Annotated in this window: 18 protein-coding genes and 4 tRNA genes; 18 read left to right on the forward strand and 4 right to left on the reverse strand. The window is 69.2% G+C overall.

All coding sequences use genetic code 11. From position 1 onward, the window contains the following. The first annotated feature begins 25 nt into the window (after window positions 1–25). From ACK4SG_RS05445 to cysN, 15 genes are all read left to right on the forward strand, one after another. The gene (locus tag ACK4SG_RS05445; protein ID WP_409600478.1) at window positions 26–2,344 is read left to right on the forward strand and encodes a DNA internalization-related competence protein ComEC/Rec2; all 2,319 of its coding nucleotides are present in this window, start codon (window positions 26–28) and stop codon (window positions 2,342–2,344) included. Window positions 2,345–2,362: 18 nt separating this feature from the next. Beyond that, window positions 2,363–2,995, forward strand: a complete 633-nt coding sequence (locus ACK4SG_RS05450; protein ID WP_409600480.1) for a MotA/TolQ/ExbB proton channel family protein — start codon at window positions 2,363–2,365, stop codon at window positions 2,993–2,995. A gap of 12 nt (window positions 2,996–3,007) precedes the next feature. Next, a complete protein-coding gene (locus tag ACK4SG_RS05455) occupies window positions 3,008–3,448 on the forward strand; it encodes an ExbD/TolR family protein (RefSeq protein WP_409600731.1) in 441 nt (146 codons plus the stop codon). Next, a complete protein-coding gene (gene msbA / locus ACK4SG_RS05460; RefSeq protein ID WP_409600482.1) occupies window positions 3,445–5,196 on the forward strand; it encodes a lipid A export permease/ATP-binding protein MsbA in 1,752 nt (583 codons plus the stop codon). The genes ACK4SG_RS05455 and msbA overlap by 4 nt, the downstream gene beginning before the upstream one ends. Continuing rightward, window positions 5,193–6,206 (forward strand): tetraacyldisaccharide 4'-kinase, encoded by a 1,014-nt coding sequence (gene lpxK, locus ACK4SG_RS05465; protein ID WP_409600484.1) that lies wholly within the window; start codon window positions 5,193–5,195, stop codon window positions 6,204–6,206. Before msbA ends, lpxK begins: the two co-directional genes overlap by 4 nt. A 54-nt stretch (window positions 6,207–6,260) precedes the next feature. Continuing rightward, on the forward strand, window positions 6,261–7,046 hold the full coding sequence (gene kdsB, locus ACK4SG_RS05470) for a 3-deoxy-manno-octulosonate cytidylyltransferase (RefSeq protein WP_409600486.1): 786 nt from the start codon (window positions 6,261–6,263) through the stop codon (window positions 7,044–7,046). Continuing rightward, window positions 7,039–7,518: a low molecular weight protein-tyrosine-phosphatase gene (locus tag ACK4SG_RS05475; protein WP_409600488.1), complete on the forward strand. Its 480-nt coding sequence runs from the start codon at window positions 7,039–7,041 to the stop codon at window positions 7,516–7,518. Before kdsB ends, ACK4SG_RS05475 begins: the two co-directional genes overlap by 8 nt. A gap of 4 nt (window positions 7,519–7,522) precedes the next feature. Further along, on the forward strand, window positions 7,523–9,391 hold the full coding sequence (uvrC, locus tag ACK4SG_RS05480; RefSeq protein WP_409600490.1) for an excinuclease ABC subunit UvrC: 1,869 nt from the start codon (window positions 7,523–7,525) through the stop codon (window positions 9,389–9,391). Window positions 9,392–9,400: 9 nt separating this feature from the next. Continuing rightward, the gene (gene pgsA / locus ACK4SG_RS05485; RefSeq protein WP_409600492.1) at window positions 9,401–9,973 is read left to right on the forward strand and encodes a CDP-diacylglycerol--glycerol-3-phosphate 3-phosphatidyltransferase; all 573 of its coding nucleotides are present in this window, start codon (window positions 9,401–9,403) and stop codon (window positions 9,971–9,973) included. 47 nt (window positions 9,974–10,020) lie between these two features. Next, window positions 10,021–10,096 (forward strand) — tRNA-Gly (locus ACK4SG_RS05490). 137 nt (window positions 10,097–10,233) lie between these two features. Next, window positions 10,234–10,307 (forward strand) — tRNA-Cys (locus ACK4SG_RS05495). 215 nt (window positions 10,308–10,522) lie between these two features. Next, window positions 10,523–10,609, forward strand: a tRNA-Leu gene (locus ACK4SG_RS05500). A gap of 21 nt (window positions 10,610–10,630) precedes the next feature. Beyond that, a complete protein-coding gene (locus tag ACK4SG_RS05505; RefSeq protein ID WP_409600494.1) occupies window positions 10,631–12,271 on the forward strand; it encodes an FMN-binding glutamate synthase family protein in 1,641 nt (546 codons plus the stop codon). 47 nt (window positions 12,272–12,318) lie between these two features. After that, window positions 12,319–13,212, forward strand: a complete 894-nt coding sequence (cysD, locus tag ACK4SG_RS05510) for a sulfate adenylyltransferase subunit CysD (protein WP_409600496.1) — start codon at window positions 12,319–12,321, stop codon at window positions 13,210–13,212. Further along, a complete protein-coding gene (cysN, locus tag ACK4SG_RS05515; protein ID WP_409600498.1) occupies window positions 13,212–15,113 on the forward strand; it encodes a sulfate adenylyltransferase subunit CysN in 1,902 nt (633 codons plus the stop codon). The genes cysD and cysN overlap by 1 nt, the downstream gene beginning before the upstream one ends. Window positions 15,114–15,189: 76 nt before the next feature. Here cysN and ACK4SG_RS05520 read toward each other — a convergent pair. Both ACK4SG_RS05520 and ACK4SG_RS05525 read right to left on the reverse strand, forming a co-directional pair. Continuing rightward, window positions 15,190–15,264 (reverse strand) — tRNA-Val (locus ACK4SG_RS05520). Window positions 15,265–15,359: 95 nt separating this feature from the next. After that, on the reverse strand, window positions 15,360–16,661 hold the full coding sequence (locus tag ACK4SG_RS05525; RefSeq protein WP_409600500.1) for a nucleotide sugar dehydrogenase: 1,302 nt from the start codon (window positions 16,659–16,661) through the stop codon (window positions 15,360–15,362). Window positions 16,662–16,807: 146 nt separating this feature from the next. Between ACK4SG_RS05525 and ACK4SG_RS05530 the strand changes: the two genes are divergently transcribed. Continuing rightward, the gene (locus ACK4SG_RS05530) at window positions 16,808–17,818 is read left to right on the forward strand and encodes an NAD-dependent epimerase (RefSeq protein ID WP_409600502.1); all 1,011 of its coding nucleotides are present in this window, start codon (window positions 16,808–16,810) and stop codon (window positions 17,816–17,818) included. On the opposite strand, the gene ACK4SG_RS05535 is transcribed toward ACK4SG_RS05530, so the two are convergent. Beyond that, entirely contained in the window at window positions 17,806–19,125 is a 1,320-nt protein-coding gene (locus ACK4SG_RS05535) for a TIGR03862 family flavoprotein (RefSeq protein WP_409600504.1), read from the reverse strand. The two genes, ACK4SG_RS05530 and ACK4SG_RS05535, sit on opposite strands and share 13 nt — an antisense overlap. A gap of 69 nt (window positions 19,126–19,194) precedes the next feature. Here ACK4SG_RS05535 and ACK4SG_RS05540 point away from each other — a divergent pair, with 69 nt between their 5' ends. Both ACK4SG_RS05540 and ACK4SG_RS05545 read left to right on the forward strand, forming a co-directional pair. Further along, window positions 19,195–19,959, forward strand: a complete 765-nt coding sequence (locus ACK4SG_RS05540) for a sulfurtransferase (RefSeq protein ID WP_409600506.1) — start codon at window positions 19,195–19,197, stop codon at window positions 19,957–19,959. Then, window positions 19,956–20,111, forward strand: a complete 156-nt coding sequence (locus tag ACK4SG_RS05545; RefSeq protein WP_409600508.1) for a hypothetical protein — start codon at window positions 19,956–19,958, stop codon at window positions 20,109–20,111. The genes ACK4SG_RS05540 and ACK4SG_RS05545 overlap by 4 nt, the downstream gene beginning before the upstream one ends. Window positions 20,112–20,124: 13 nt before the next feature. Here ACK4SG_RS05545 and ACK4SG_RS05550 read toward each other — a convergent pair whose 3' ends face one another. Then, entirely contained in the window at window positions 20,125–21,327 is a 1,203-nt protein-coding gene (locus tag ACK4SG_RS05550) for an NAD(P)/FAD-dependent oxidoreductase (protein ID WP_409600510.1), read from the reverse strand. Window positions 21,328–21,331: the final 4 nt, after the last annotated feature.

Consider the following 21,331-nt stretch of genomic DNA (forward strand, 5'->3'; position numbering starts at 1 on the left):
ATTCGGTCCCGCTTGCGCGGCAGCATTGCTGGCCGGCGTCACCTGCTGCCTGCTGCTGCCCGCGCTGCCGCCTGCTGGCCTGCTGGTGTTGCTGGCGCTGGCAGGGCTGGCGGTCCTGCTGCTGCCGGCATGGCGTCCGGCAGGCATGCTGCTGCTCGGGGTCGCGTTCGCGGGTGCGCATGCCACCGTGGCGCTGGCGCAGCAGCTGCCGCCAGCACTGCAGGGACGCCTGCTGCAGCTGCAGGGGCAGATCGTGGAATTACCTCTGCATGAGCCGCGCCGGACCCGCTTCCGCTTCCGCATCGACGATGCGCCGGGGCAGCCGGAGGCGTTACGCGGACGCACCGTACAGCTGGCCTGGTACGACGACGACCCGCGGCCACGCGAGCGCCTGCAGGCCGGCAGCCGGTGGTCGTTCCCGGTGCGGCTGCGTGCGCCGCGTGGTTTGCGCAACCCGGGCGGTGGAGATGCGGAGAAATTCGCGCTGGCCGCACGCACCGCGGGCACAGGATTCATCGCGGCGCCAATCCTGGCTCGCCGGTTGGCATCCCCGTCCGGTCTTGACGCGTGGCGGGAAGCGATGAGTGCACGCATCGGCGTTGCGGTGCCCGGGCCGTCCTCGCGCTACGTGCGCGCGCTGGCGCTGGGCGATACGCGTGGCTTGGATGCCCTGGACTGGGCGCGGTTGCGGGCGGCCGGGCTGACCCATCTGGTGGCGATCTCGGGGTTCCATGTCGGGCTGGTGGCCGGCTTCTGTGCGTTGCCGCTGGCGGCGCTGTGGTGGCTGTGGCCTGCACTGGGGCGGCGTTGGCCGCGGCCGTTCGCTGCCGGTGCCGGGGCGGTGCTGGGGGCGTTCGGCTATGCACTCCTGACCGGCATGGCGGTGCCGACCCTGCGCACCGCGGTGATGATCGCCGTGCTGGTGGCGGCCCGCTGCCTGCGTCGGCGGCTGCGGTTGGCCGATGCGCTGGCGCTGGGCTGCGGGGTGCTGCTCCTGCTGGACCCGCTGGCGGTGCTGGGGGCAGGGTTCTGGCTCAGCTTCGTTGGCGTGGCGTGGCTGCTGTGGTGCCTGCCTGGTGGGGAGGAGCGGGGCGTAGGGGCGATGCTGCGGGGTTTCCTTGCAGCGCAGGCCGTCGCCAGCCTGGGGCTGCTGCCGCTCACCGTGGTGCTGTTCGGGCAGGCCTCGTTCGCCGGTCCGCTTGCGAATCTGGCGGCAGTGCCGTGGTGGAGCCTGGTGGTGGTGCCGCTGGGCCTGCTCGGCGTGCTGGCGGACACGCTGCAGGCGGGTGCGGGCGATCCGTTGTGGCGCATGGCGGCATGGTGCTTTGACGCGCTGTGGCCGCTGCTGGCCCGCATCGCGGACAGCCCGCTGGCGATGGCCTGGCTGCCTGCGGCGCGCTGGTACGCCCTGCCGCTGGCCCTGCTGGCAGCGTTCTGGCTGTTGTTGCCGCGCGGACTGCCGGGCCGGGGTTTGGCCTTGCTGCTGTGGCTGCCGCTGCTGTTTCCACCGCGCGAGCGGCCGGCATTGGGCGAAGTCGAGCTGACCGTCATCGATGTCGGGCAGGGCCTGTCCGTCCTCGTGCGCACCGCCCACCACGCACTGTTGTACGACATGGGGCCGGCGCTGCCGGACGGGTTCGACGCCGGGGAGCGCGCCGTGGTGCCGGCCTTGCACGCATTGGGCGTGACGCGCCTGGACATGGCGATGATCAGCCACGGCGACAACGACCATGCGGGTGGGCGCCAGGCGGTGGCGGCCGCATTCCCACTGCCGGTGGTGCTGGCGCCCGCGGGCAGCCCGGCAAAAGGTTCCGCGTTTTGCCAGGCCGGCCAGCGCTGGGCGTGGGATGACGTGCGGTTCCGCGTGCTGCATCCGGGCCGGGATTTCCCGTACCTCGGCAACGAGGCCGCGTGCGTGCTGCGCATCGAGACCGATCACGGCAGTGCCCTGCTGGCGGGCGATATCGGCCATTACGTGGAGCGCAAGCTGCTGGCCATCGATCGCGCAGCGTTGCGCAGCGATGTCGTGCTGGTGCCCCACCACGGCAGCGCAGGCTCGTCGGACCCCGGCTTCGTCGCCGCCACCGGTGCCCGCCTGGCGGTGGTGGCCAGCGGTGCCGACAACCGCTTCCGGCATCCGCGCCCGCAGGTGGTGCGGCGCTGGTGCGATAACGGCGCGGAGGTGCTGGATACCGCCCGTTCCGGCGCCGTGCGGGTCTGGTTGGGGCGTGGCAGGCTGCGCGTGCGCGAGGAGCGTGCGTTCCATTCGCGGGCCTGGGACGCGGTGCGCAGGCGCGGGGAAACGGCTGGGCTATGCTACGCGCCGGAGTTTTCGCGGCCATGAGGGCCGGAGGATCGACCCGTGCTGGAACTGATCAAGGCCGGTGGCTGGCCGATGATCCCGCTGCTGCTGCTGACCGTGGCGGCGCTCGCCATCATTGTCGAGCGCTTCTGGAGCCTGCGCCGCGAGCGCGTGCTGCCGCCAGGGCTGGGGGACGAGGTGCGCGCCTGGGTGGCGCGCGGCAAGCCGCTGGAGCCCGCGCATATCGAATCCCTGCGCGCGACCTCGCCGCTGGGTGCGCTGCTGGCCGCCGAGCTCGACGTCCGCCACCGCGGGCGCGAGGTGATCCGCGAGCGCGTCGAGGACGTGGGGCGCCACCTCGTCCACCGCATGGAGCGCTTCCTCAATGCGCTGGGTACCATCGCCGCCGCCGGACCGCTGCTGGGCCTGTTCGGCACCGTGGTCGGCATGATCCAGATGTTCCTTGGCATCCTCGACCACGGCATCGGCGATGCCAATCAGCTGGCGGGCGGCATCGGCAAGGCGCTGGTCTGCACCGCCACGGGCATGGTGGTGGCGATTCCCGCGCTGGCCTTCCACCGCTATTTCCGCGGCCGCATCGCCGGCTATATCGTCGACATGGAACACGAGGCCATGCGGCTGCAGGACGTGCTGGACGTCCCGCCCGGCATGGCGCCGGCCGGGCAGGACTGAGGCCTGGTGCGCATGCGGATCGCCGACCATCGCGACGACGACATTCCCGAGATCAACCTGGTGCCGCTGATCGATGTGGTGCTGTGCCTGCTGATCTTCTTCGTCGTGACCACCACGTTCGACGCCCGCTCGGTGCTCAAGCTCGAGCTGCCGCGCGCGGACGGCCAGCCGGCCCAGGCGGGCTCCCAGCCGCTGGGCATCCTGATCAACGCCGACGGGCGCTATTTCGTCGGGAATCGCGAAGTGCTGCGGACCGATGTTGATGCACTGAAGCAGGCCTTGCGGGAGGTGGCCGGCGACGACCGCAGCCAGGTCGTGCTGGTGCGTGCGGATGCGCGCACGCCCTGGCAGGCGGTGGTGACCGCCTACGACGCCCTGGGCCAGCTGGGCTTCCGCAAGGTCGCCAACGCCACCGTGCCGGCGCCGGCCGCGGGTGCCGGGAGCGGCCAATGAGCGTTGACCTCTCGCCACGCGCCATCTACCGGCGCCTGCCCGCGCTGGCCAAGCCCTACCGGGCCGTCCTGCTGGTGGCGCTGCTGGGACTGGTGGTGGAGGGGGCGGCCGCCGGCGCGTTCGGCATGCTCACCAAGCCCATGGTGGACGAGACGTTCGTCGCCAAGAACCAGCAGTTCGGACTGCTGCTGCCGCTGGCCATCGTCGCCATCTTCGTGGTGCGCGGTATCGCGGGTTACATCACCGACGTGTACATGGCGAAGGCGGCCCGCGGCATCGCCCGCGACATGCGCGTGCAGGCCATGGATAAGTACCTGCGCCTGCCGGGCCTGCGTTTCGATACGGAGCCGGTGCCCTCTATGCTGGTGCGGTTGGGTTCGGACAGCGACCAGGTGGCGCAGGCGGTGGTGGATTCTGCCAAGGTCATGCTGCAGCAGTCGCTGCAGGTGGTCGCGATGCTGGGCGTGATGCTCTATGCCAGCTGGCGGGTGACGCTGGCCGTGCTGCTGCTGGGGCCGCTGATCGCCTGGATGATGGACAAGGTGGGGCGCCGCTACCGCCGGTTTGGCCATCGCGTGCAGGAGACCTCGGCGCAGATGATGCTGGCGGCCGACCAGGCCCTGTCCAACCAGCAGGAAGTCAAGGTCTATGGTGCTCGCGCGGCGGAGATGGAGCGCTACACGGCGCTGGCCGACCACTACCTGCGGCTCAGCCTGAAGGTCGAGGCCACGCGCAGCATTTCCTCCGCGGTCGTGCAACTCACCGGGGCCGTGGGGCTGGCGCTGCTGCTGTTCTTCGCCGGTCGCGAAGCGATGGCAGGACGCCTGAGCGCAGGCGGATTCGTGCAGTTGATGATTTCAATGCTGGCCATCATCCCGGCGCTGAAGCAGCTCACCAACGTGCAGGGCATGCTGCAGCGCGGCGTCGCCTCGGCCGAGCGCCTGTTCCACGTGCTGGATGCCGAGGACGAGATCGATGCCGGCACCCGCCCGCTGGCACGGGCGCGCGGGTTGATCGAGTTCCGTGATGTCCGTCTGGTCTATCCGGGGCAGGCGCGGCCGGCGCTGGACGGGATCAGCTTCACCGCAAGGCCAGGCACCGTCACCGCCATCGTGGGCCGTTCCGGCAGCGGCAAGTCCACGCTGGTCAAGCTGCTCCCCCGGTTCTACGAGCCCAGCGGTGGCCAGATCCTGCTGGACGGCCACCCGTTGACGGATTACCGGCTGGCGGATCTGCGCCGCCAGTTGGCGATGGTGGGGCAGCAGGTGATGCTGTTCGACGGCAGCGTGGCCGCCAACGTGGCCTATGGCGAACTGCGTGGCGCCCACTCCAGCGACGTTGAGCGGGCCCTGCGTCATGCCAACGCGATGGAGTTCGTCGAGCAGCTGCCGGAGGGCCTGCAGGCGCAGATCGGGGTGAAGGGCGGCAAGCTCTCCGGCGGCCAGCGCCAGCGCCTGGCGATCGCACGGGCGATGCTGAAGGACGCCCCGATCCTGATCCTCGACGAAGCCACCGCCGCGTTGGACAACGCCTCCGAGCGGCTGGTGCAGGACGCACTGGCGCACCTGATTCCCGACCGCACCACGCTGGTCATCGCCCATCGGCTGTCCACGGTGGAACACGCCGACCAGATCCTGGTGCTGGACGATGGCAAGCTGGTGGAGCAGGGCACCCACGCCGAACTGCTGGCCCGCGGCGGCGTGTATGCGCACCTGCATGCCATGCAGTTCCGGGAGGCTGGCGCTTGAGCCGTCCGCGGTTGCCGCAGACGCCCGCCTGGTGGTTTGACGGTAGTCCGCCACCGGCGTGGACCCGCGTGGTCGCGCCGCTCTACGGCGCGGCAGTCGCCGTTCGACGCGCCGCCTACGCCCGCGGCTTGCTGCGGCCTCGGCACCCCGGGGTGCCGGTGGTGGTGGTGGGCAATCTGGTGGCCGGCGGTAGCGGCAAGACGCCGCTGGTCCTGGCCGTCGTCGCGCACCTGCAGGCGGCCGGATGGACGCCAGGCATGGCCAGCCGGGGCTACGGCCGGGCGGAGCCGGCCACGCCACGCTGGGTCGAGCCGGGCATGTCGGCGGCGCTCTGTGGCGACGAGCCGCTACTGATCGCACGCGCCACCGGCGCGCCGGTGCGGGTGGATCGCGATCGCGCGGCGGCGGCGGCGGCACTGGCCGCGGCCGGCTGTGACATCGTCGTCTGCGATGATGGCCTGCAGCATTACCGTCTGGCCCGCGACGTGGAAATCGAGGTGCTGGATATCCGCCGCCGCTATGGCAACGGGCTGCTGCTGCCCGCGGGCCCGCTGCGTGAGCCGCTGGAGCGTGCCGCCGACTGCACGCTGCGGGTGATGAACCTCGGCGTGACGGCAGCCACGGACGAGGCATCCTGCGCGGGCGAGTGGCCGATGCGGCTGCGGGTGGAGTCGGCGCAGCCGCTGCTGGGCGGGCGCCCGCTGCCTCTGGCCGCCTTTGCCGGCCAGCGCGTACATGCCGTCGCCGGCATCGGCGAGCCGGAGCGCTTCTTCACCACGTTGCGGGACGCCGGCATCGCGGTGGTTCCGCACGCCTTCCCGGACCACCATGCCTACGCAGCGGAGGATTTCGCCTTCGCCAGCCCGTTGCCGGTACTGATGACCGAGAAGGACGCGGTGAAGTGCATGGCGTTCGCCCAGCCTGGCTGGCACAGCGTGCCGGTGCGGGCCTGTCTGCCGGAGGGCTTCTGGCAAGCGCTGGCGGCCCGGTTGCCGGCACGCGGGGCGTGATCGTGCGTCCGCCAACCGCTGACCTTCCGGGCGGCGAGGGGCGATAATCCCCGCATGGACACGCCCCGTTTCATCGTCGCCATTCCCGCCCGCCATGCCGCATCGCGCCTGCCGGGCAAGCCGCTGCGCCTGATCGGCGGTACGCCGATGGTGCTGCACGTCGCCCGCCGCGCGCTGGCGGCAGGTGCCGACGCGGTCTGGGTTGCCACCGACGATGCGCGCATCGCGGAGGCGTTGCAGGGCAGCGGCGTGCATATCGCGATGACCTCGCCCGACCATGCCTCCGGCACCGATCGGCTGGCCGAGTGCGCGGCGATCGCCGGCTGGGCGGACGATGCCATCGTGGTGAACCTGCAGGGCGATGAGCCCTTCGCACCGGCCGATGGGATCGCCTGCGTGGCGCGCACAGTGGCCGCCAGCGGCGCCGGCATCGCCACGCTCGCCACGCCCATCGAGGCCGTGGAAACCCTGCTGGACCCCAACGCCGTCAAGGTCGTCCGCGCGGCCAGCGGCGACGCCCTGTATTTCAGCCGTGCACCGGTGCCGTGGCCGCGCGATGCCTTCGCCCGCGACCGCGCCACGATGCCCGCCGGGCAATGGCTGCGGCACATCGGCATCTACGGCTACCGCGTTGCCGCGCTGCGCGCGTTCGCGGCGCTGCCGCCGGGGCGGTTGGAGCAGGTCGAAGCGCTGGAGCAGCTGCGCGCGCTGGAAGCGGGCTGGCGGGTCGCGGTGGCGCTGGCGCCATCGCCGTTCCCGCCGGGCGTGGACACGCCCGAGGACCTCGCCCGCGCCGAGCGCATCTTCATGGAGCAAGCGTCAGGGAATGACCATGGCTAGACCGACCGGCATCCTCATGGTGTGCCTGGGCAACATCTGCCGTTCGCCGACGGCCGAGGGCGTGCTGCGCGCCCGGCTGGAGGAGGCGGGCCTGGGCACGCGCGCGCGGGTGGATTCCGCGGGGACGGGCAGCTCGCACATCGGCCAGCCGCCGGACGAGCGCGCCATCGCCTGCGCCGCCAAGCACGGCATCGACATCGCCGCGCTGCGTGCCCGCCGCCTGGCGCTGGAGGACTTCGACGCCTTCGACACCATCCTCTGCGCCGACCGCACGATCCTGCACGAGGCGCGCATGCGCAAGCCGCGCACCTCGCACGCGCAGGTGGAGCTGCTGCTGGAATGGGGCGGGGTGGGCAAGAAGGACGTGCCGGACCCGTATTACGGCAATGCCCGCGACTTCGAGCACGCCTTCAAGCTGATCGACGCCGCCGCGCAGGGCATCGTCGAGCGGGTGCGCCAGGGCCGGTTCTGACCGGATGGCCAAGCGCAAGGCGCCCGCCCCCGACTTCGATGGCCGCGCGTTCGCCGCGGCGCTGCCGCTGGCGCCCGGCGTCTACCGCATGTTCGATGCCGAGGGCGGCCTGCTCTACGTCGGCAAGGCGCGCGCGCTGCGCAACCGGGTGGGCAGCTACTTCAACGCCACGCCCAAGGCCACGCGCATCATGGCGATGCTGGCGCAGGTGGCGCGCATCGAGACCACGGTCACTCGCAGCGAGGCCGACGCCCTGCTGCTGGAGAACCAGCTGATCAAGTCCCTGCAGCCGCGCTACAACGTGATGCTGCGGGACGACAAGAGCTATCCCTTCGTGCTGCTGACCAAGGAGGAATGGCCGCGGCTGGGCTTCCACCGCGGCCCGCGGGCCATCCCGGGCCGCTACTTCGGGCCGTATCCCAGTGCCGCCTCGGTGCGCGAGACGCTGAACCTCATGCACAAGCTGTTCCGCCTGCGCAGCTGCGAGGACAGCGTGTTCAAGAACCGCAGCCGGCCCTGCCTGCAGTACCAGATCGGCCGCTGCAGCGCGCCGTGCGTGGCGCGCGTCGAGCCTCGTGAGTACGCCGATGCGGTGCGCCGCGCCACGCTGTTCCTCGAGGGGCGCAGCCAGGCGCTGGGCGAAGAGCTGGCGGACGCCATGCAGGCGGCCAGCGATGCGCTGGAGTTCGAGGAAGCCGCGCGCCTGCGCGACCTCATCGCCACCATCCGCAAGCTGCAGGCCCGGCAGACCATGGACGGCCGCAACGCTGATCTGGACGTGCTGGGCGTGGCCATGCAGGGCGGCGCCGCCTGCGTGCTGCTGCTGGCGTTCCGCGACGGACGCAACCTCGGCACCCGGGCATTCTTCCCGAAGACCAACGGCGAGGACAGTCCGGGTGAAGTATTGGCGGCGTTCGTCTCGCAGTACTACGCCGAACAGCCGCCGCCGGCCGAGATCGTGCTGGACGGGGATATCCCCGAGCGCGAATTGATCGAACTGGCGCTCACCGAGCACGCCGGCCGCAAGGTCGAGCTGCGCGTCAACGTGCGCGGCGAGCGCGCGGCGCACCTCGACCTGGTGCGCCGCAACGCCCAGTTGACGCTGGCCACGGAGCTGGCCAGCAGCAGCGCCCAGCAGGCCCGCGTGGAGGGGCTGCGCGAGCTGCTGGGCCTGCCCGAGGCGCCGGCGCGGATCGAGTGCTTCGACATCAGCCACACCATGGGCGAGGCCACGGTGGCCTCCTGCGTGGTGTTCGACGCGCAGGGCCCGGTGCGCAAGCAGTACCGGCGCTACAACATCGCCGGCATCGCGCCGGGCGACGACTACGCGGCCATGCACCAGGCGCTGCAGCGGCGCTTCCGGCCCGCGGCGGAAGGCGAACCCGATGCCGTGCTGCCCGATGTGCTGCTGATCGATGGCGGCGCGGGACAGGTGGCACAGGCGCGCGCCGTGCTGGCAGAGGCCGGGGTGACCGGCGTGGCGCTGGTCGGCGTGGCCAAGGGCCCCGAGCGCAAGCCGGGGGCGGAGACGCTGCTGCTGCCGGATGGCTGCGAGGTGCAGCCCGGCGCGGCATCGCCTGCATTGCAGCTGGTCCAGCAGGTCCGCGACGAGGCGCACCGGTTCGCCATTACCGGCCATCGGGGCAAGCGGCAGAAGGCGCGCAGCACCAGCCGGCTGGAGGATATCGCCGGGATCGGGCCGCGCCGCCGCGCCGCGTTGCTCAAACACTTCGGCGGGCTGCAGGGGCTGAAGGCTGCCCCGGTGGACGAGATCGCCAAGGTCGAGGGCATCAACCGCCCCCTCGCGCAGCGCCTCTGGGACAGCCTGCACGGGCTGGCCACGGATGCGGCCACAGGCGAGGGCGGCAAGTAGAATGCGCGCATGAACCTGACCGTCCCGACGTGGCTGACGCTGGCGCGGATCGCCCTGATCCCGGTGCTGGTGGTGGTGTACTACCTCGACCACCGCTGGTCGAACATCGCCGCGGCGGCGGTGTTCGTCGCGGCGGCAGTGACCGACTGGCTGGATGGCTGGATCGCCCGCCGCTACCGGCTGTTCTCCAGGTTTGGTGCCTTCCTCGACCCGGTCGCGGACAAGCTGATGATCTCCACCGCGCTGGTGATCACCGTGCAACACCACCACACGGTGTGGATGGCGCTGTGGGCCAGCGTGATCATCGGCCGCGAGATCGCGGTGTCGGCGCTGCGCGAATGGATGGCCGAGCTGGGACAGCGGGCGAAGGTGGCCGTGGCGCTGGTCGGCAAGGTCAAGACCACGGTGCAGATGATCGCCCTGGGCTTCCTGCTGTACCGGGAGCCGCTGCTGGGCGTGCCGGTGTTCCAGATCGGCGAATGGCTGCTCGCGGCGGCCGCGATCCTGACCCTGTGGTCCGGGTTCGAGTACCTCCGCGCGGCCTGGCCGGCCCTGCGCGCGGACGATGAAAAAAGTTGCTGAAAACCTGTTGACGATCCAGAAAAAGCCCGTAGAATGGCGGGCTCAACGCGGGAATAGCTCAGTTGGTAGAGCACGACCTTGCCAAGGTCGGGGTCGCGAGTTCGAGTCTCGTTTCCCGCTCCAAGTTTTGCAGAGCAAGTTCACGAAGCCCCGTTCGCGGGGCTTCGCTTTTTCCGGACCCAGGTCCGGTGCGTTCCGGCCCATAGCCTCTCGCGCGCCTGCGCACGATGTGGAAGAATCCGGAACCAGACGCGTCATCCGGCCGGGTGGCAGAGTGGTTATGCAGCGGACTGCAAATCCGCGTACGCCGGTTCAATTCCGACCTCGGCCTCCAATCGAAAGCCCCGCGAAAGCGGGGCTTTTCTTTTTGTTCGATGCAGTCGAGCGCATGCGGCCGCGGCGGGCCGCCGAACCGGGGGCACGCCGCGAGTACGTCCATGTGGGCTGATCGGGGCATCCATGCCGCCGATTGTTCCCAACTCGGTGGGCCGCCACCGTCGCTTCGTGCATTACGGTCACCGCAGCCTTCGCGTTAAGCTTGCTGTGCAGGCCCGGATGGCGAAACTGGTAAACGCAAGGGACTTAAAATCCCTCGGCCGCAAGGCCATGTCGGTTCGATCCCGACTCCGGGCACCACCTCATCCTTGGGGAGATGCCGTGCTCCGCTACACACCGTACCTCGCCAGCCTCGCGCTGGTTTCGCTTTCGGTGGCCTTGGCGGCTGTCCATCCGCAGTGGTGGTGGGGCGTGGCCGGGTTCGGGCTGTTGGCGGCACTGGGCACCGTCGACCTGTTGCAGCGCAAGAGCACGCTGCGCCGCAACTACCCGCTGCTGGCGCACTTCCGCTACGGGCTGGAGACCATTGGCCCGGAGATGCGGCAGTACTTCATCCAGTCCGATACCGCCGAGGTGCCGTTCTCGCGCCAGCAGCGGGCGCTGGTCTACCAGCGGGCCAAGCATGCCAGCGATGTGCGCCCGTTCGGCACGCTGCGCGATGTGTATGGCGTTGAATACGAATGGATCAACCATTCGCTGGCGCCCACGGAGATTGCCGATCACGACTTCCGCATCACCATAGGCGCCGGTTGCGCCCAGCCGTATTCCGTCAGCGTGTTCAACATCTCCGCGATGAGCTTCGGCGCGCTGTCCGCCGCGGCCATCCGTGCGTTGAACGCGGGCGCGGCGCGCGGCGGCTTCTACCACGACACCGGCGAAGGCTCGATCTCGCCCTACCACCGCGAAGGCGGCGGCGATCTGGTCTGGGAACTGGGCTCGGGCTACTTCGGCTGCCGCGACGACCAGGGGCACTTCAGCGAGGAGCGCTTCGCCGCACAGGCGCGCGAGCCGCAGGTGAAGATGGTCGAGGTGAAGCTCTCGCAGGGTGCCAAGCCCGGCCACGGCGGCGTGCTGCCTGCAGCGAAGCTGACTGCCGAGATCGCCGCCACTCGGGGCGTGCCGATGGGGCAGGACTGCATCTCTCCGGCCAGCCATTCGGCGTTTTCCACGCCGGTGGAGCTGCTGCAGTTCATCGCCCGACTGCGCCGGTTGTCCGGCGGCAAGCCCGTCGGCTTCAAGCTGGCCATTGGTCATCCCTGGGAATGGTTCGGGATCGCCAAGGCGATGGCCGAGCATGCCGACCGCAATCCCGAGCTGCTGCCCGATTTCATCGTGGTGGACGGCGCCGAGGGCGGCACGGGCGCGGCACCGGCCGAGTTCGTGGACCATGTGGGGGTGCCGATGCAGGAAGGCCTGATGCTGGTGCACAACACCCTGGTGGGGCTGGACCTGCGGGACCGCATCCGCGTGGGCGCCGCCGGCAAGATCACCAGTGCGTTCGACATCGCCCGCACGCTGGCGATGGGCGCCGACTGGTGCAATGCCGCGCGCGGCTTCATGTTCGCCTTGGGCTGCATCCAGTCATTGAGTTGCCACACCAACCGCTGCCCGACCGGCATCGCCACCCAGGATCCTGCGCGCTGGAAGCATCTGGACGTCACCGACAAGGCGGCGCGCGTGCATGCCTTCCATCAGCACACGCTCGTGGCGCTACGCGACCTGCTCTGTGCGGCGGGGTTGTCGCATCCCGAGCAGTTGGGGCCGGAGCACATCCTGCGCCGGGTCTCACCGACCGAGGTGCGCTCGCTGTCTGCGCTTTATCGCTACCTGGAGCCGGGTGAGTTGCGGGATGGGCGTTTGCCGGAGCATGCCGTCTTCCGCGATTTCTGGGCCGAAGCGCGCAGCGATGCCTTCATGCCGCCACTGCACGTCGCCCGCCTGCGGACCAGCAAGTCCAGCTGATACCCTTGCGCTTTATCCAGCTGGTTCCCGCGACCTTGACTGCCGCTGTGTCCCACCTCGACCGCCTCGAAGCCGAGAGCATCCACATCCTGCGCGAAGTCGCCGCCGAGTTCCGCAACCCGGTGCTGCTGTATTCCATTGGCAAGGACAGCACGGTGCTGCTGCACCTGATGCGCAAGGCGTTCTTCCCGGCGCGGCCGCCGATCCCGCTGCTGCACATCGACAGTACCTTCGAGTTCCGCGAGACCTATGCTTTCCGCGACCAGGTGCCGGCAAGGTGCGACGTGGAACTGCGCGTGCACATCAATGAAGAGGGTGTGCGCCGCGGCATCAATCCGTTCGATCATGGGGCCAGCGTCTACACCGACGTGATGCGCACGCAAGCCCTGCGCCAGGCACTGGAAGCCGGGGGCTACGACTGCGCCATCGGGGGGGCGCGGCGCGACGAGGAAAAATCGCGCGCGAAGGAGCGCATCTTCAGTTTCCGTAATGCCCGGCATCGCTGGGAACCCAAGCACCAGCGACCCGAGCTCTGGAGCTTGTACAACACCCGTATCCACAAGGGCGAGTCGGTCCGCGTATTCCCGATCTCCAACTGGACGGAGCTGGATGTGTGGCTCTACATCCTGCGCGAGGAGATCGCGCTGCCGCCGCTGTATTTTGCCCGGCGCCGGCCGGTGGTCGAGCGCGATGGCGTGCTGCTCATGGTGGATGACGACCGCATGCCGCTGCGGCCGGGCGAGGTGCCGCAGGACAGGATGGTGCGCTTCCGCACCTTGGGCTGCTATCCGTTGACCGGCGGCGTCGAGTCCCAGGCCGCGACCACGGCGGAGGTGGTCGCCGAGGTGCTGGCCGCACGTACATCCGAACGGCAGGGCCGGGTGATCGACCATGATCCGGCCGACTCGATGGAGAAGAAGAAGCAGGAGGGCTACTTCTGATGCGCATGGAAGCTGCCGATGCGCAGGTCGCCGCCTACCTGCGACAGCATGAAACCAAGGGCCTGCTGCGCTTCATCACCTGCGGCAGCGTGGATGACGGCAAGAGCACCCTGATCGGTCGGCTGCTGCACGATACCCGCCAACTGATGGACGACCAGCTGGACGCGCTGGCCGCCGACAGCCGCAGGCACGGCACCCAGGGCGAGGCGATCGACTTCGCCCTGCTGGTCGACGGGTTGCAGGCCGAGCGGGAGCAGGGCATCACCATCGATGTCGCCTACCGGTTCTTCGACACCGAGCGGCGCAAGTTCATCGTCGCCGACTGCCCGGGCCATGAGCAGTACACCCGCAACATGGCCACCGGCGCGTCCACCGCCGACGTGGCGGTGGTGCTGGTGGATGCCCGCAAGGGCCTGCTCACCCAGACCCGCCGGCACAGTTACATCGTGTCGCTGCTGGGCATCCGGCACGTGCTGCTGGCGGTCAACAAGATGGACCTGGTGGACTTCAACCAGGCCGTATTCGATGCCATCGCCGCCGACTACCGCGCGCTGGCCTCCCAGCTGGGCATTCCGCACGTCCAGTGCATCCCGCTGTCCGCGCTGCGCGGCGACAACATGGTGGAACGTTCCGCGGCCATGCCGTGGTACGGCGGCCCTGCGCTGCTGGAGGCGCTGGAGACCGTGTCGGTCGATCGCGCCGACGCGCAGGAGGCCTTCCGCATGCCCGTGCAGTGGGTCTGCCGCCCGCACCAGGATTTCCGCGGCTTCGCCGGCACGATCGTGGCCGGCACGGTTGCGCCGGGCGATGGCGTGGTCGTGCTGCCCTCCGGGCGCCGGTCCACCGTGGCCCGTATCGTCACCGCCGGTGGCGACCTGCCGGCGGCAGTCGCCGGGCAGGCGGTCACGCTGACCCTGGCGGACGAGATCGACGCCAGTCGCGGCGACGTGATCGCCGCCGCGGCTGCCCCGCCGGAAGTGTCCGACCAGTTCGCCGCCCACGTCCTGTGGATGGGCGATGAGCCGCTGCTGCCGGGCCGGCCCTACCTGCTGAAGATCGGGACGCGCACCGTGGGGGCCTCGGTCACCGAGATCAAGCACAAGGTGGACGTCAACACGCAGGACGAGTTGGCGGCCAAACATCTGGAGCTGAACGAAGTCGGTGTCTGCAACCTGCACCTCGACCAGCCGGTGGTCTTCGCGCCTTACGTGGACAGTCGCGCGCTGGGCGGGTTCATCCTGATCGACCGGCAGACCAATGCCACCGTGGCTGCCGGCACCTTGGACTTCGCGCTGCGCCGCGCCGCCAACATCCACTGGCAGCATCTGGACGTGGACAAGGCGGCGCGCGCCGCCGCCAAGCACCAGGTGCCGCGCTGCCTGTGGTTCACCGGCCTGTCCGGCGCGGGCAAGTCCACCATCGCCAATCTGGTCGAGAAAAAGCTGCTGGCGCTGGGCCGGCACACCTATCTGCTGGACGGCGACAACATCCGCCACGGCCTCAACAAGGATCTGGGCTTCACGCCGGAGGATCGCGTCGAGAACATCCGCCGCGTGGCCGAGGTGGCGAAGCTGATGACGGATGCCGGGCTGATCGTGCTGGTCAGCTTCATCAGCCCGTTCCGCGCCGAGCGCGAGATGGCGCGCAGCCTGTTCGATCCCGGCGAGTTCCTGGAGGTATACGTCGATACCCCGCTGGTGGAAGCGGAACGACGCGACGTGAAAGGCCTGTATGCCAAGGCCAGGCGCGGCGAGCTGCGCAATTTCACCGGCATCGATTCGCCCTATGAGGCACCTGTCGCACCCGAATTGCATCTGCGAACCACCGAGGCTGACCCAGTGGCATTGGCCGACGCGGTGGTCGCGGCGCTCTGGCTGGACATGCGCGCCCCCGGGTCCTGATAACGCCGCCGGCCGGTGCGGGCAACAAAGACAAACGCCGGCCCATGGCCGGCGTTTGCGTTGGACACGCTTGGTATGGTGGGCGGTGCAGGGTTCGAACCTGCGACCCTTGCCGTGTGAAGGCAATGCTCTACCGCTGAGCTAACCGCCCGAAGCAGGCGCGCATTCTACAGCAACTTGGGCTGGCCGCAATATCTGCATCGTTAGTGGGGTGCGGGCGCCTCGATGCCGGGGCGTGGCTGCCTCCTACAGTCTCGCATCCACGACTTCCCGCGGTACCACTCCCTTCACGTCATAGACCACGCAGCCCTCCGGCTTTCCGAAAGCGCGTACTCCTGCCCCCCCCAGTGCCACGAATTGTTGGTGAGCGACAGCAAGGATGACGGCGTCGTAGGTGCCCGATGGGGGCATCGCGGACGGGTCGATTCCGTATTCCTCGATGGCCTGTGTCCTGTCCACCCAGGGGTCGAAGGCATCCACCCGGGCGTTGTAACCCTGCAGTGCGTGGACGATGTCCAGCACGCGGCTGTTGCGCAGGTCCGGGCAGTTCTCCTTGAACGCCAAGCCCAGGATCAGCACACGGGCATTCACCGGATTGATGCCCTTGCGTACCATCAACTTGATGACCTGGTCGGCCACATAGGGGCCCATGCCGTCGTTGGTGCGACGGCCGGCCAGGATTACTTGCGGGTGGTGTCCCACTTCCTGCGCCTTGTGGGTGAGGTAGTAGGGGTCCACGCTGATGCAGTGGCCGCCCACCAGGCCGGGCCGGAATGGAAGGAAGTTCCATTTGGTGCCGGCGGCCTCCAGTACGTCCAGGGTGTCAATGCCCAGCTTGTTGAACAGGATGGCCAGGTCGTTCACCAGCGCGATGTTGAGGTCCCGCTGGGTGTTCTCGATGACCTTGGCGGCTTCGGCCACCTTGATGGTGGGCGCCTTGTGGGTGCCTGCTGTAATGACGCTGGCGTAGAGTCGATCGACAAAATTGGCTGTCTCCGGGGTGGAGCCGGACGTCACTTTCTTGATCGTGGTGACCCGGTGGGTCTTGTCGCCAGGGTTGATGCGCTCGGGGCTGTAACCGATGGCGAATGTGCCGTCTCCCGCGCCGGTGGTGCCTTCGTAGCGCAGGCCCGAGACGCGCTCCAGGATCGGCACGCAGATTTCCTCTGTGCAGCCGGGATACACCGTGGATTCGTAGATCACCGTGTCGCCTGGCTTCAGCACCTGCCCGATGGCCTCGGTCGCTTTCATCAGGGGCGCCAGGTCGGGGCGCTTTGCAGCGTCGATGGGTGTAGGAACGGTCACGATGTAGACGCCGCAGTTGGCGATGTCTTCCAACTGGTCCGTGAAGTGCAAACGAGTGGCCTGGGCCAGCAGTTCAGGCTCCACTTCCAGCGTGCTGTCCCGGCCTTGCCGTAACTCCGCGATGCGGGCGGCGTTGATGTCGAAGCCAAAGGTGGCGTATTGCTTGCCGAATTCCACCGCCAGCGGTAGCCCGACGTAACCAAGGCCGATGACGGCAATGCGGAGAGGGTGTTCGGGGGGCATGGTGGGTTGTTGGAATAGGCCGTATGCAAGTATGCGGGAATTGACTGTAGTCAGTTGGTCACGGCGTGATGAAGGCGTTGCGTGCATCGCCGCCAAGCCGGGTACGCTTGCCGATAGTATTGAGCGCCCGTACTCCTGGAACCAGCATGAAAATCCTTGTCACCGGTACTGCAGGCTTCATCGGGTCACACGTGGCGCAGGCGCTCCTGTCCCGTGGCGATGAGGTCATCGGTCTGGATAACCTCAGCGACTACTACGATGTCACCCTCAAGCAGGCGCGGCTGGCGAGGCTCACGGGCAATCCCTGTTATACCCATGTCACCGCAGATCTGGCGGATCGTTCAGCGGTGGAACAGGTGTTTGCGGTGCATCGCCCGCAGCGGGTAGTGCATCTGGCTGCGCAGGCGGGAGTGCGTTACGCGGCGGAAAACCCGCATGTGTACGTGCAAAGCAACGTGGTTGGTTTCCTGCATGTGCTGGAGGGGTGTCGCCATCACGGTGTCGGTCATCTTGTGTATGCCTCCACCAGTTCGGTTTACGGCGCCAACACGGCAATGCCGTTCTCCGAGCATGCATCGGCCGAGCACCCGCTGACCCTGTACGCGGCCACCAAGAAAGCCAACGAGCAGATGGCGCACAGTTACAGCCATCTGTACGGCATCCCCAGCACTGGCCTGCGCTTCTTTACCGTCTATGGGCCATGGGGCCGCCCGGACATGGCCCTGTTCCTGTTCACCCGTGCCATCCTGGAGGGCAAGCCGATCCGGGTGTTCAATCACGGTCGCCACAAACGCAGCTTCACTTACGTGGACGATATCGTGGAGGGCGTGGTGCGTACTTTGGACCGGGTGCCTGGCAAGGCCCCGGACTGGTCGGGCGCGCGGCCGGACCCCGCCACCAGCGGGGTGGCACCCTACCGCCTCTACAACATCGGTAACGAACAACCGGTAGAACTGCTGCGCTATATCGAAGTGCTGGAACAGTGTCTTGGCCGCAAGGCGCAGATGGAGTTGCTGCCGCTCCAAGCAGGAGACGTGCCCGACACCGAGGCGGATGTCTCCGACCTCATCGCCAATGTGGGCTATCGGCCGGTGGTGCCGGTGGAGCAGGGCGTCGCCAACTTCGTGCGCTGGTACCGGGACTACTACGCAGTCTGAGATCGATGCCGCGCAAGGCCAATTGTCGATCCGGCAGGGCGGGAGCGCAGATGCGGCATATCGACTGCACGCTCCATCAGCCACGCCGCCGCTGCGCGCCCGGCGCGCAGGCCGCTGGCGAAGCAGGCGGTGAGCAGGTAGCCGCCGGTCGGCGCGTCCCAGTCCAGCATCTCGCCCGCGCAGAACAGCCCCGGGCAGTTGCGCGCCATCAGGGCGTCGTCCAGCGCTTCCAGCCGCACGCCGCCCGCGGTCGAGATGGCCTCGGCGATGGGGCGCGGGCGCAGTAGCCGCAGCGGCAGGCGCTTCAGGGTGGCGGCGACGCGCGCCATGTCCTGCTGGGCGGGCTTGTCCAGGACTTCGAACAGCAGCGCGCATTTGGCGGCGTCCAGCCCGGCCTGGCGGCGCAGGTGTTCCCCCAGGCTGCGGCCCTTGCGCGGTTTCGACAGGTTGGCAGCCAGGCGGGCGAGGTCGCGGCCAGGCGCCAGGTCCAGGTGCAGCAGCGCGCTGCCCTCGCGGTGGATGGTGGCGCGCAGGTCGGCACCGATCGCGTAGATCAGGCTGCCCTCGATGCCGGTGGCGGTGAGCACGCACTCGCCCTGCAGCGCGTGGTCGCGGCCATCTGCGGCCTGCCAGTGGGCCACCACGGGCTTGAGTGGCGCGCCGGCGAACTTCTCCGCCAGCAGTGCGCTCCAGCCGATGTCGAAGCCGCAGTTGGCCGGTTGCAGCGGCGCGATGTCCACGCCGCGCGCCGCCAGTGGAGTGATCCATGCGCCGTCCGAGCCCAGCTGCGGCCAGCTGCCGCCGCCCAGCGCCAGCACCACGGCGTCGGCGGCGAACGTGGTCTCGCCCCCGGGCGTGTCGAAGCGCAGCGCGCCCGATGCATCCCAACCCTGCCAGCGGTGGTGCACGTGCACTTGCACGCCCGTGTCCTTCAACCGGCGCACCCAGCTGCGCAGTAGCGGGGCCGCCTTGCGGTCCAGCGGAAACACCCGCCCGGAACTGCCCACATAGGTCTCCACGCCCAGTCCGCGCGCCCAGGCGCGCAGGGCCTGGGCATCGAAGGCATCCAGCCAGCGGCCCACCGCTGCCGCGCGCTCGCGGTAGCGCGCATCGAAGCCGGGGCGCGGCTCGCCGTGGGTCAGGTTCAGTCCGCCCTTGCCGGCGATCAGGAACTTGCGCCCCACCGAGCCCTTGGCCTCGAACAGGTGTACGTCCACGCCGGCCGCGCGTGCGGCCTCGGCCGCCATCAGGCCGGCGGGGCCACCGCCGATCACGGCGAGGCGAGGCGGGGTGGGGGTATCGGGCATCCGCACATGATGCCGCGGGCGGCGTCATAGGGCGACTACAATGCGTGGTTTGCGTCGCAGGTGTTCCGCATGGTCCTCAACATTGCCGCCTATCTGTTCGTGGCCATCGACGATGCTGACGCGTTGGCCCTGCGCCTGCGCCAGCATGCCGAGACCGCGGCGCTGCGCGGCACGATGCTGGTCACGCCGGAAGGCCTGAACCTGTTCCTGGCCGGCGCCGAGGCGCCGCTGCGCGACTTCCTGGCCTGGCTGCGCGCCGACGGCCGATTCGCCGCGCTGCATGCCAAGGAAAGCTGGAGCGAATCGGTGCCGTTCGCGCGCCTGAAGGTCAAGCGCAAGGCCGAGATCATCACCTTCCGGCGCGAAGCGGCCTCCCCGCTGCAGGCCGGCGCGCGCGCGCCGACGGTGGCGCCCGCCACGCTGGCGCGCTGGATCGCGCAGGGTCACGACGATGCCGGCCGCCGGCTGGTGTTGCTGGATACGCGGAACCGGCAGGAGGTCGCCTATGGCACGTTCGAGGGCGCGTTGACCCTGCCCATCGACCGCTTCACCGACCTGCCCGCTGCGCTGGCGCCGCACCGCGAGGCACTGCGCGACGCGACGGTGGTCAGCTTCTGCACCGGCGGCATCCGCTGCGAAAAGGCCGCGCTGTGGCTGCGCGCCGACGGCATGGACAACGTGCTGCAGCTGGATGACGGGATCTTGGGCTATTTCGAACAGGTGGGCGATATGGGCTATGCGGGCGGGTGTTTCGTGTTCGACGAGCGGGTGGCGCTGGATCCGCAGCTGCGCCCTATGTCGTCCTCTGCCACCCACGGCTTGGTGGCCGCATGAACTGGGTCGCGATCGTCCTGGTGGTGTTGGGCGTGTGGCTGGCGATCAAAGTCGCCGGCGTTCTGGTCAAGCTGTTGCTGTGGGCGGCGGCCATCGCGGCCTTGTGGTGGTTCATCCACCCTTACCTGGGGTTGCCACTGCTGCCGGTCTGACCGGGCCGTCCGTTCAGGCGCCCAGCGCGTTGCCGGCGGCGTGGCCGCTGGCCCAGGCCCACTGGAAGTTGTAGCCGCCCAGCCAGCCGGTGACGTCCACCACCTCGCCGATGAAATGCAGGCCCGGCACGTGGCGCGACATCATCGTGCTGGACGACAGGCCGTCCGTGTCCACGCCGCCCAGGGTCACCTCGGCGGTGCGGTAGCCCTCGGTGCCGCTGGCCACCAGCGGCCAGTCGCGCAGCAGCGCGGCGATTCCGTCCAGCTCACGCGGGGTGTACTGGCGCAGCGGCTTGCTGGCCAGCCAGTGCTCGCAAAGCCGCTGGGCAAAGCGCTTGGGCAGCACTTCGGCCAGCAGCGTCTTCAGTTCGGCGTCGCGCCGCGTCTGCTGCCACTCGCGCAGCAACGCATCGGCGTCTTGCCCGGGCAGCAGATCCAGGCGCAGGTCGTCGCCGGGTTGCCAGTAGTTGGAGATCTGCAGGATCGCCGGACCGCTGATGCCGCGGTGGGTCACCAGCAGGAAGTTGCGGAACGCCATGCCGTTGCAGCGGGCCTCCACCGGCAGCGCCACGCCCGCCAGGTCGTGCAGGCGCTCGGCATGCTTGCCGGTCAGGGTGAGTGGCACCAGCCCGGCGCGGGTGGGCAGCACGGCGTGACCGAATTGCCGGGCCAGTTCGTAGCCGAACCCACTGGCGCCCATGCTGGGGATCGACAGGCCGCCGGTGGCCACCACCAGCGCGGCCGCTTCCAGCCGTCCTTGCACAGTGTGCAGTCGGAACCGTCCGGCGTCGGTGTGCTCGACCCGCTCGATCGCGCAGTGGGTGCGGATCTCCACCCCGGCGGCCGCGCATTCGGCCAGCAGCATCGCCACGATCTGCTTGGAGGACTCGTCGCAGAACAGCTGGCCCAGCTCCTTCTCGTGGTAGGCGATGCCGTGCCGCTCCACCAGCTCGATGAAGTGCCACGGGGTGTAGCGCGCCAGCGCCGACTTGCAGAAATGCGGGTTGGCCGACAGGTAGTTCGCGGGCGTGGTGCCGGTGTTGGTGAAATTGCAGCGCCCGCCGCCGGACATCAGGATCTTCTTGCCGACCTTGTTGGCATGGTCAACCACCAGCACCCGCAGGCCGCGCCGGCCGGCGGTCAGCGCGCACAGCAGCCCGGCGGCACCGGCGCCGATGACGATGGCATCGAAGGAAGCAGGGGCGGTGGCGGTCATCCGC

This window comes from Thermomonas sp. (assembly GCF_046293095.1).
Taxonomy (GTDB): domain Bacteria; phylum Pseudomonadota; class Gammaproteobacteria; order Xanthomonadales; family Xanthomonadaceae; genus Thermomonas.

Coding starts and splice junctions, on each gene's coding strand:
- ACK4SG_RS05455 (WP_409600731.1), top strand. CDS start 3,008: ATGCGGATCGCCGACCATCGCGACGACGACATTCCCGAGATCAACCTG.
- ACK4SG_RS05535 (WP_409600504.1), bottom strand. CDS start 19,125: ATGCCCGATACCCCCACCCCGCCTCGCCTCGCCGTGATCGGCGGTGGC.
- pgsA (WP_409600492.1), top strand. CDS start 9,401: ATGAACCTGACCGTCCCGACGTGGCTGACGCTGGCGCGGATCGCCCTG.
- ACK4SG_RS05540 (WP_409600506.1), top strand. CDS start 19,195: ATGGTCCTCAACATTGCCGCCTATCTGTTCGTGGCCATCGACGATGCT.
- ACK4SG_RS05530 (WP_409600502.1), top strand. CDS start 16,808: ATGAAAATCCTTGTCACCGGTACTGCAGGCTTCATCGGGTCACACGTG.
- ACK4SG_RS05475 (WP_409600488.1), top strand. CDS start 7,039: ATGGCTAGACCGACCGGCATCCTCATGGTGTGCCTGGGCAACATCTGC.
- ACK4SG_RS05550 (WP_409600510.1), bottom strand. CDS start 21,327: ATGACCGCCACCGCCCCTGCTTCCTTCGATGCCATCGTCATCGGCGCC.
- uvrC (WP_409600490.1), top strand. CDS start 7,523: ATGGCCAAGCGCAAGGCGCCCGCCCCCGACTTCGATGGCCGCGCGTTC.
- ACK4SG_RS05525 (WP_409600500.1), bottom strand. CDS start 16,661: ATGCCCCCCGAACACCCTCTCCGCATTGCCGTCATCGGCCTTGGTTAC.
- msbA (WP_409600482.1), top strand. CDS start 3,445: ATGAGCGTTGACCTCTCGCCACGCGCCATCTACCGGCGCCTGCCCGCG.
- ACK4SG_RS05545 (WP_409600508.1), top strand. CDS start 19,956: ATGAACTGGGTCGCGATCGTCCTGGTGGTGTTGGGCGTGTGGCTGGCG.
- kdsB (WP_409600486.1), top strand. CDS start 6,261: ATGGACACGCCCCGTTTCATCGTCGCCATTCCCGCCCGCCATGCCGCA.
- cysN (WP_409600498.1), top strand. CDS start 13,212: ATGCGCATGGAAGCTGCCGATGCGCAGGTCGCCGCCTACCTGCGACAG.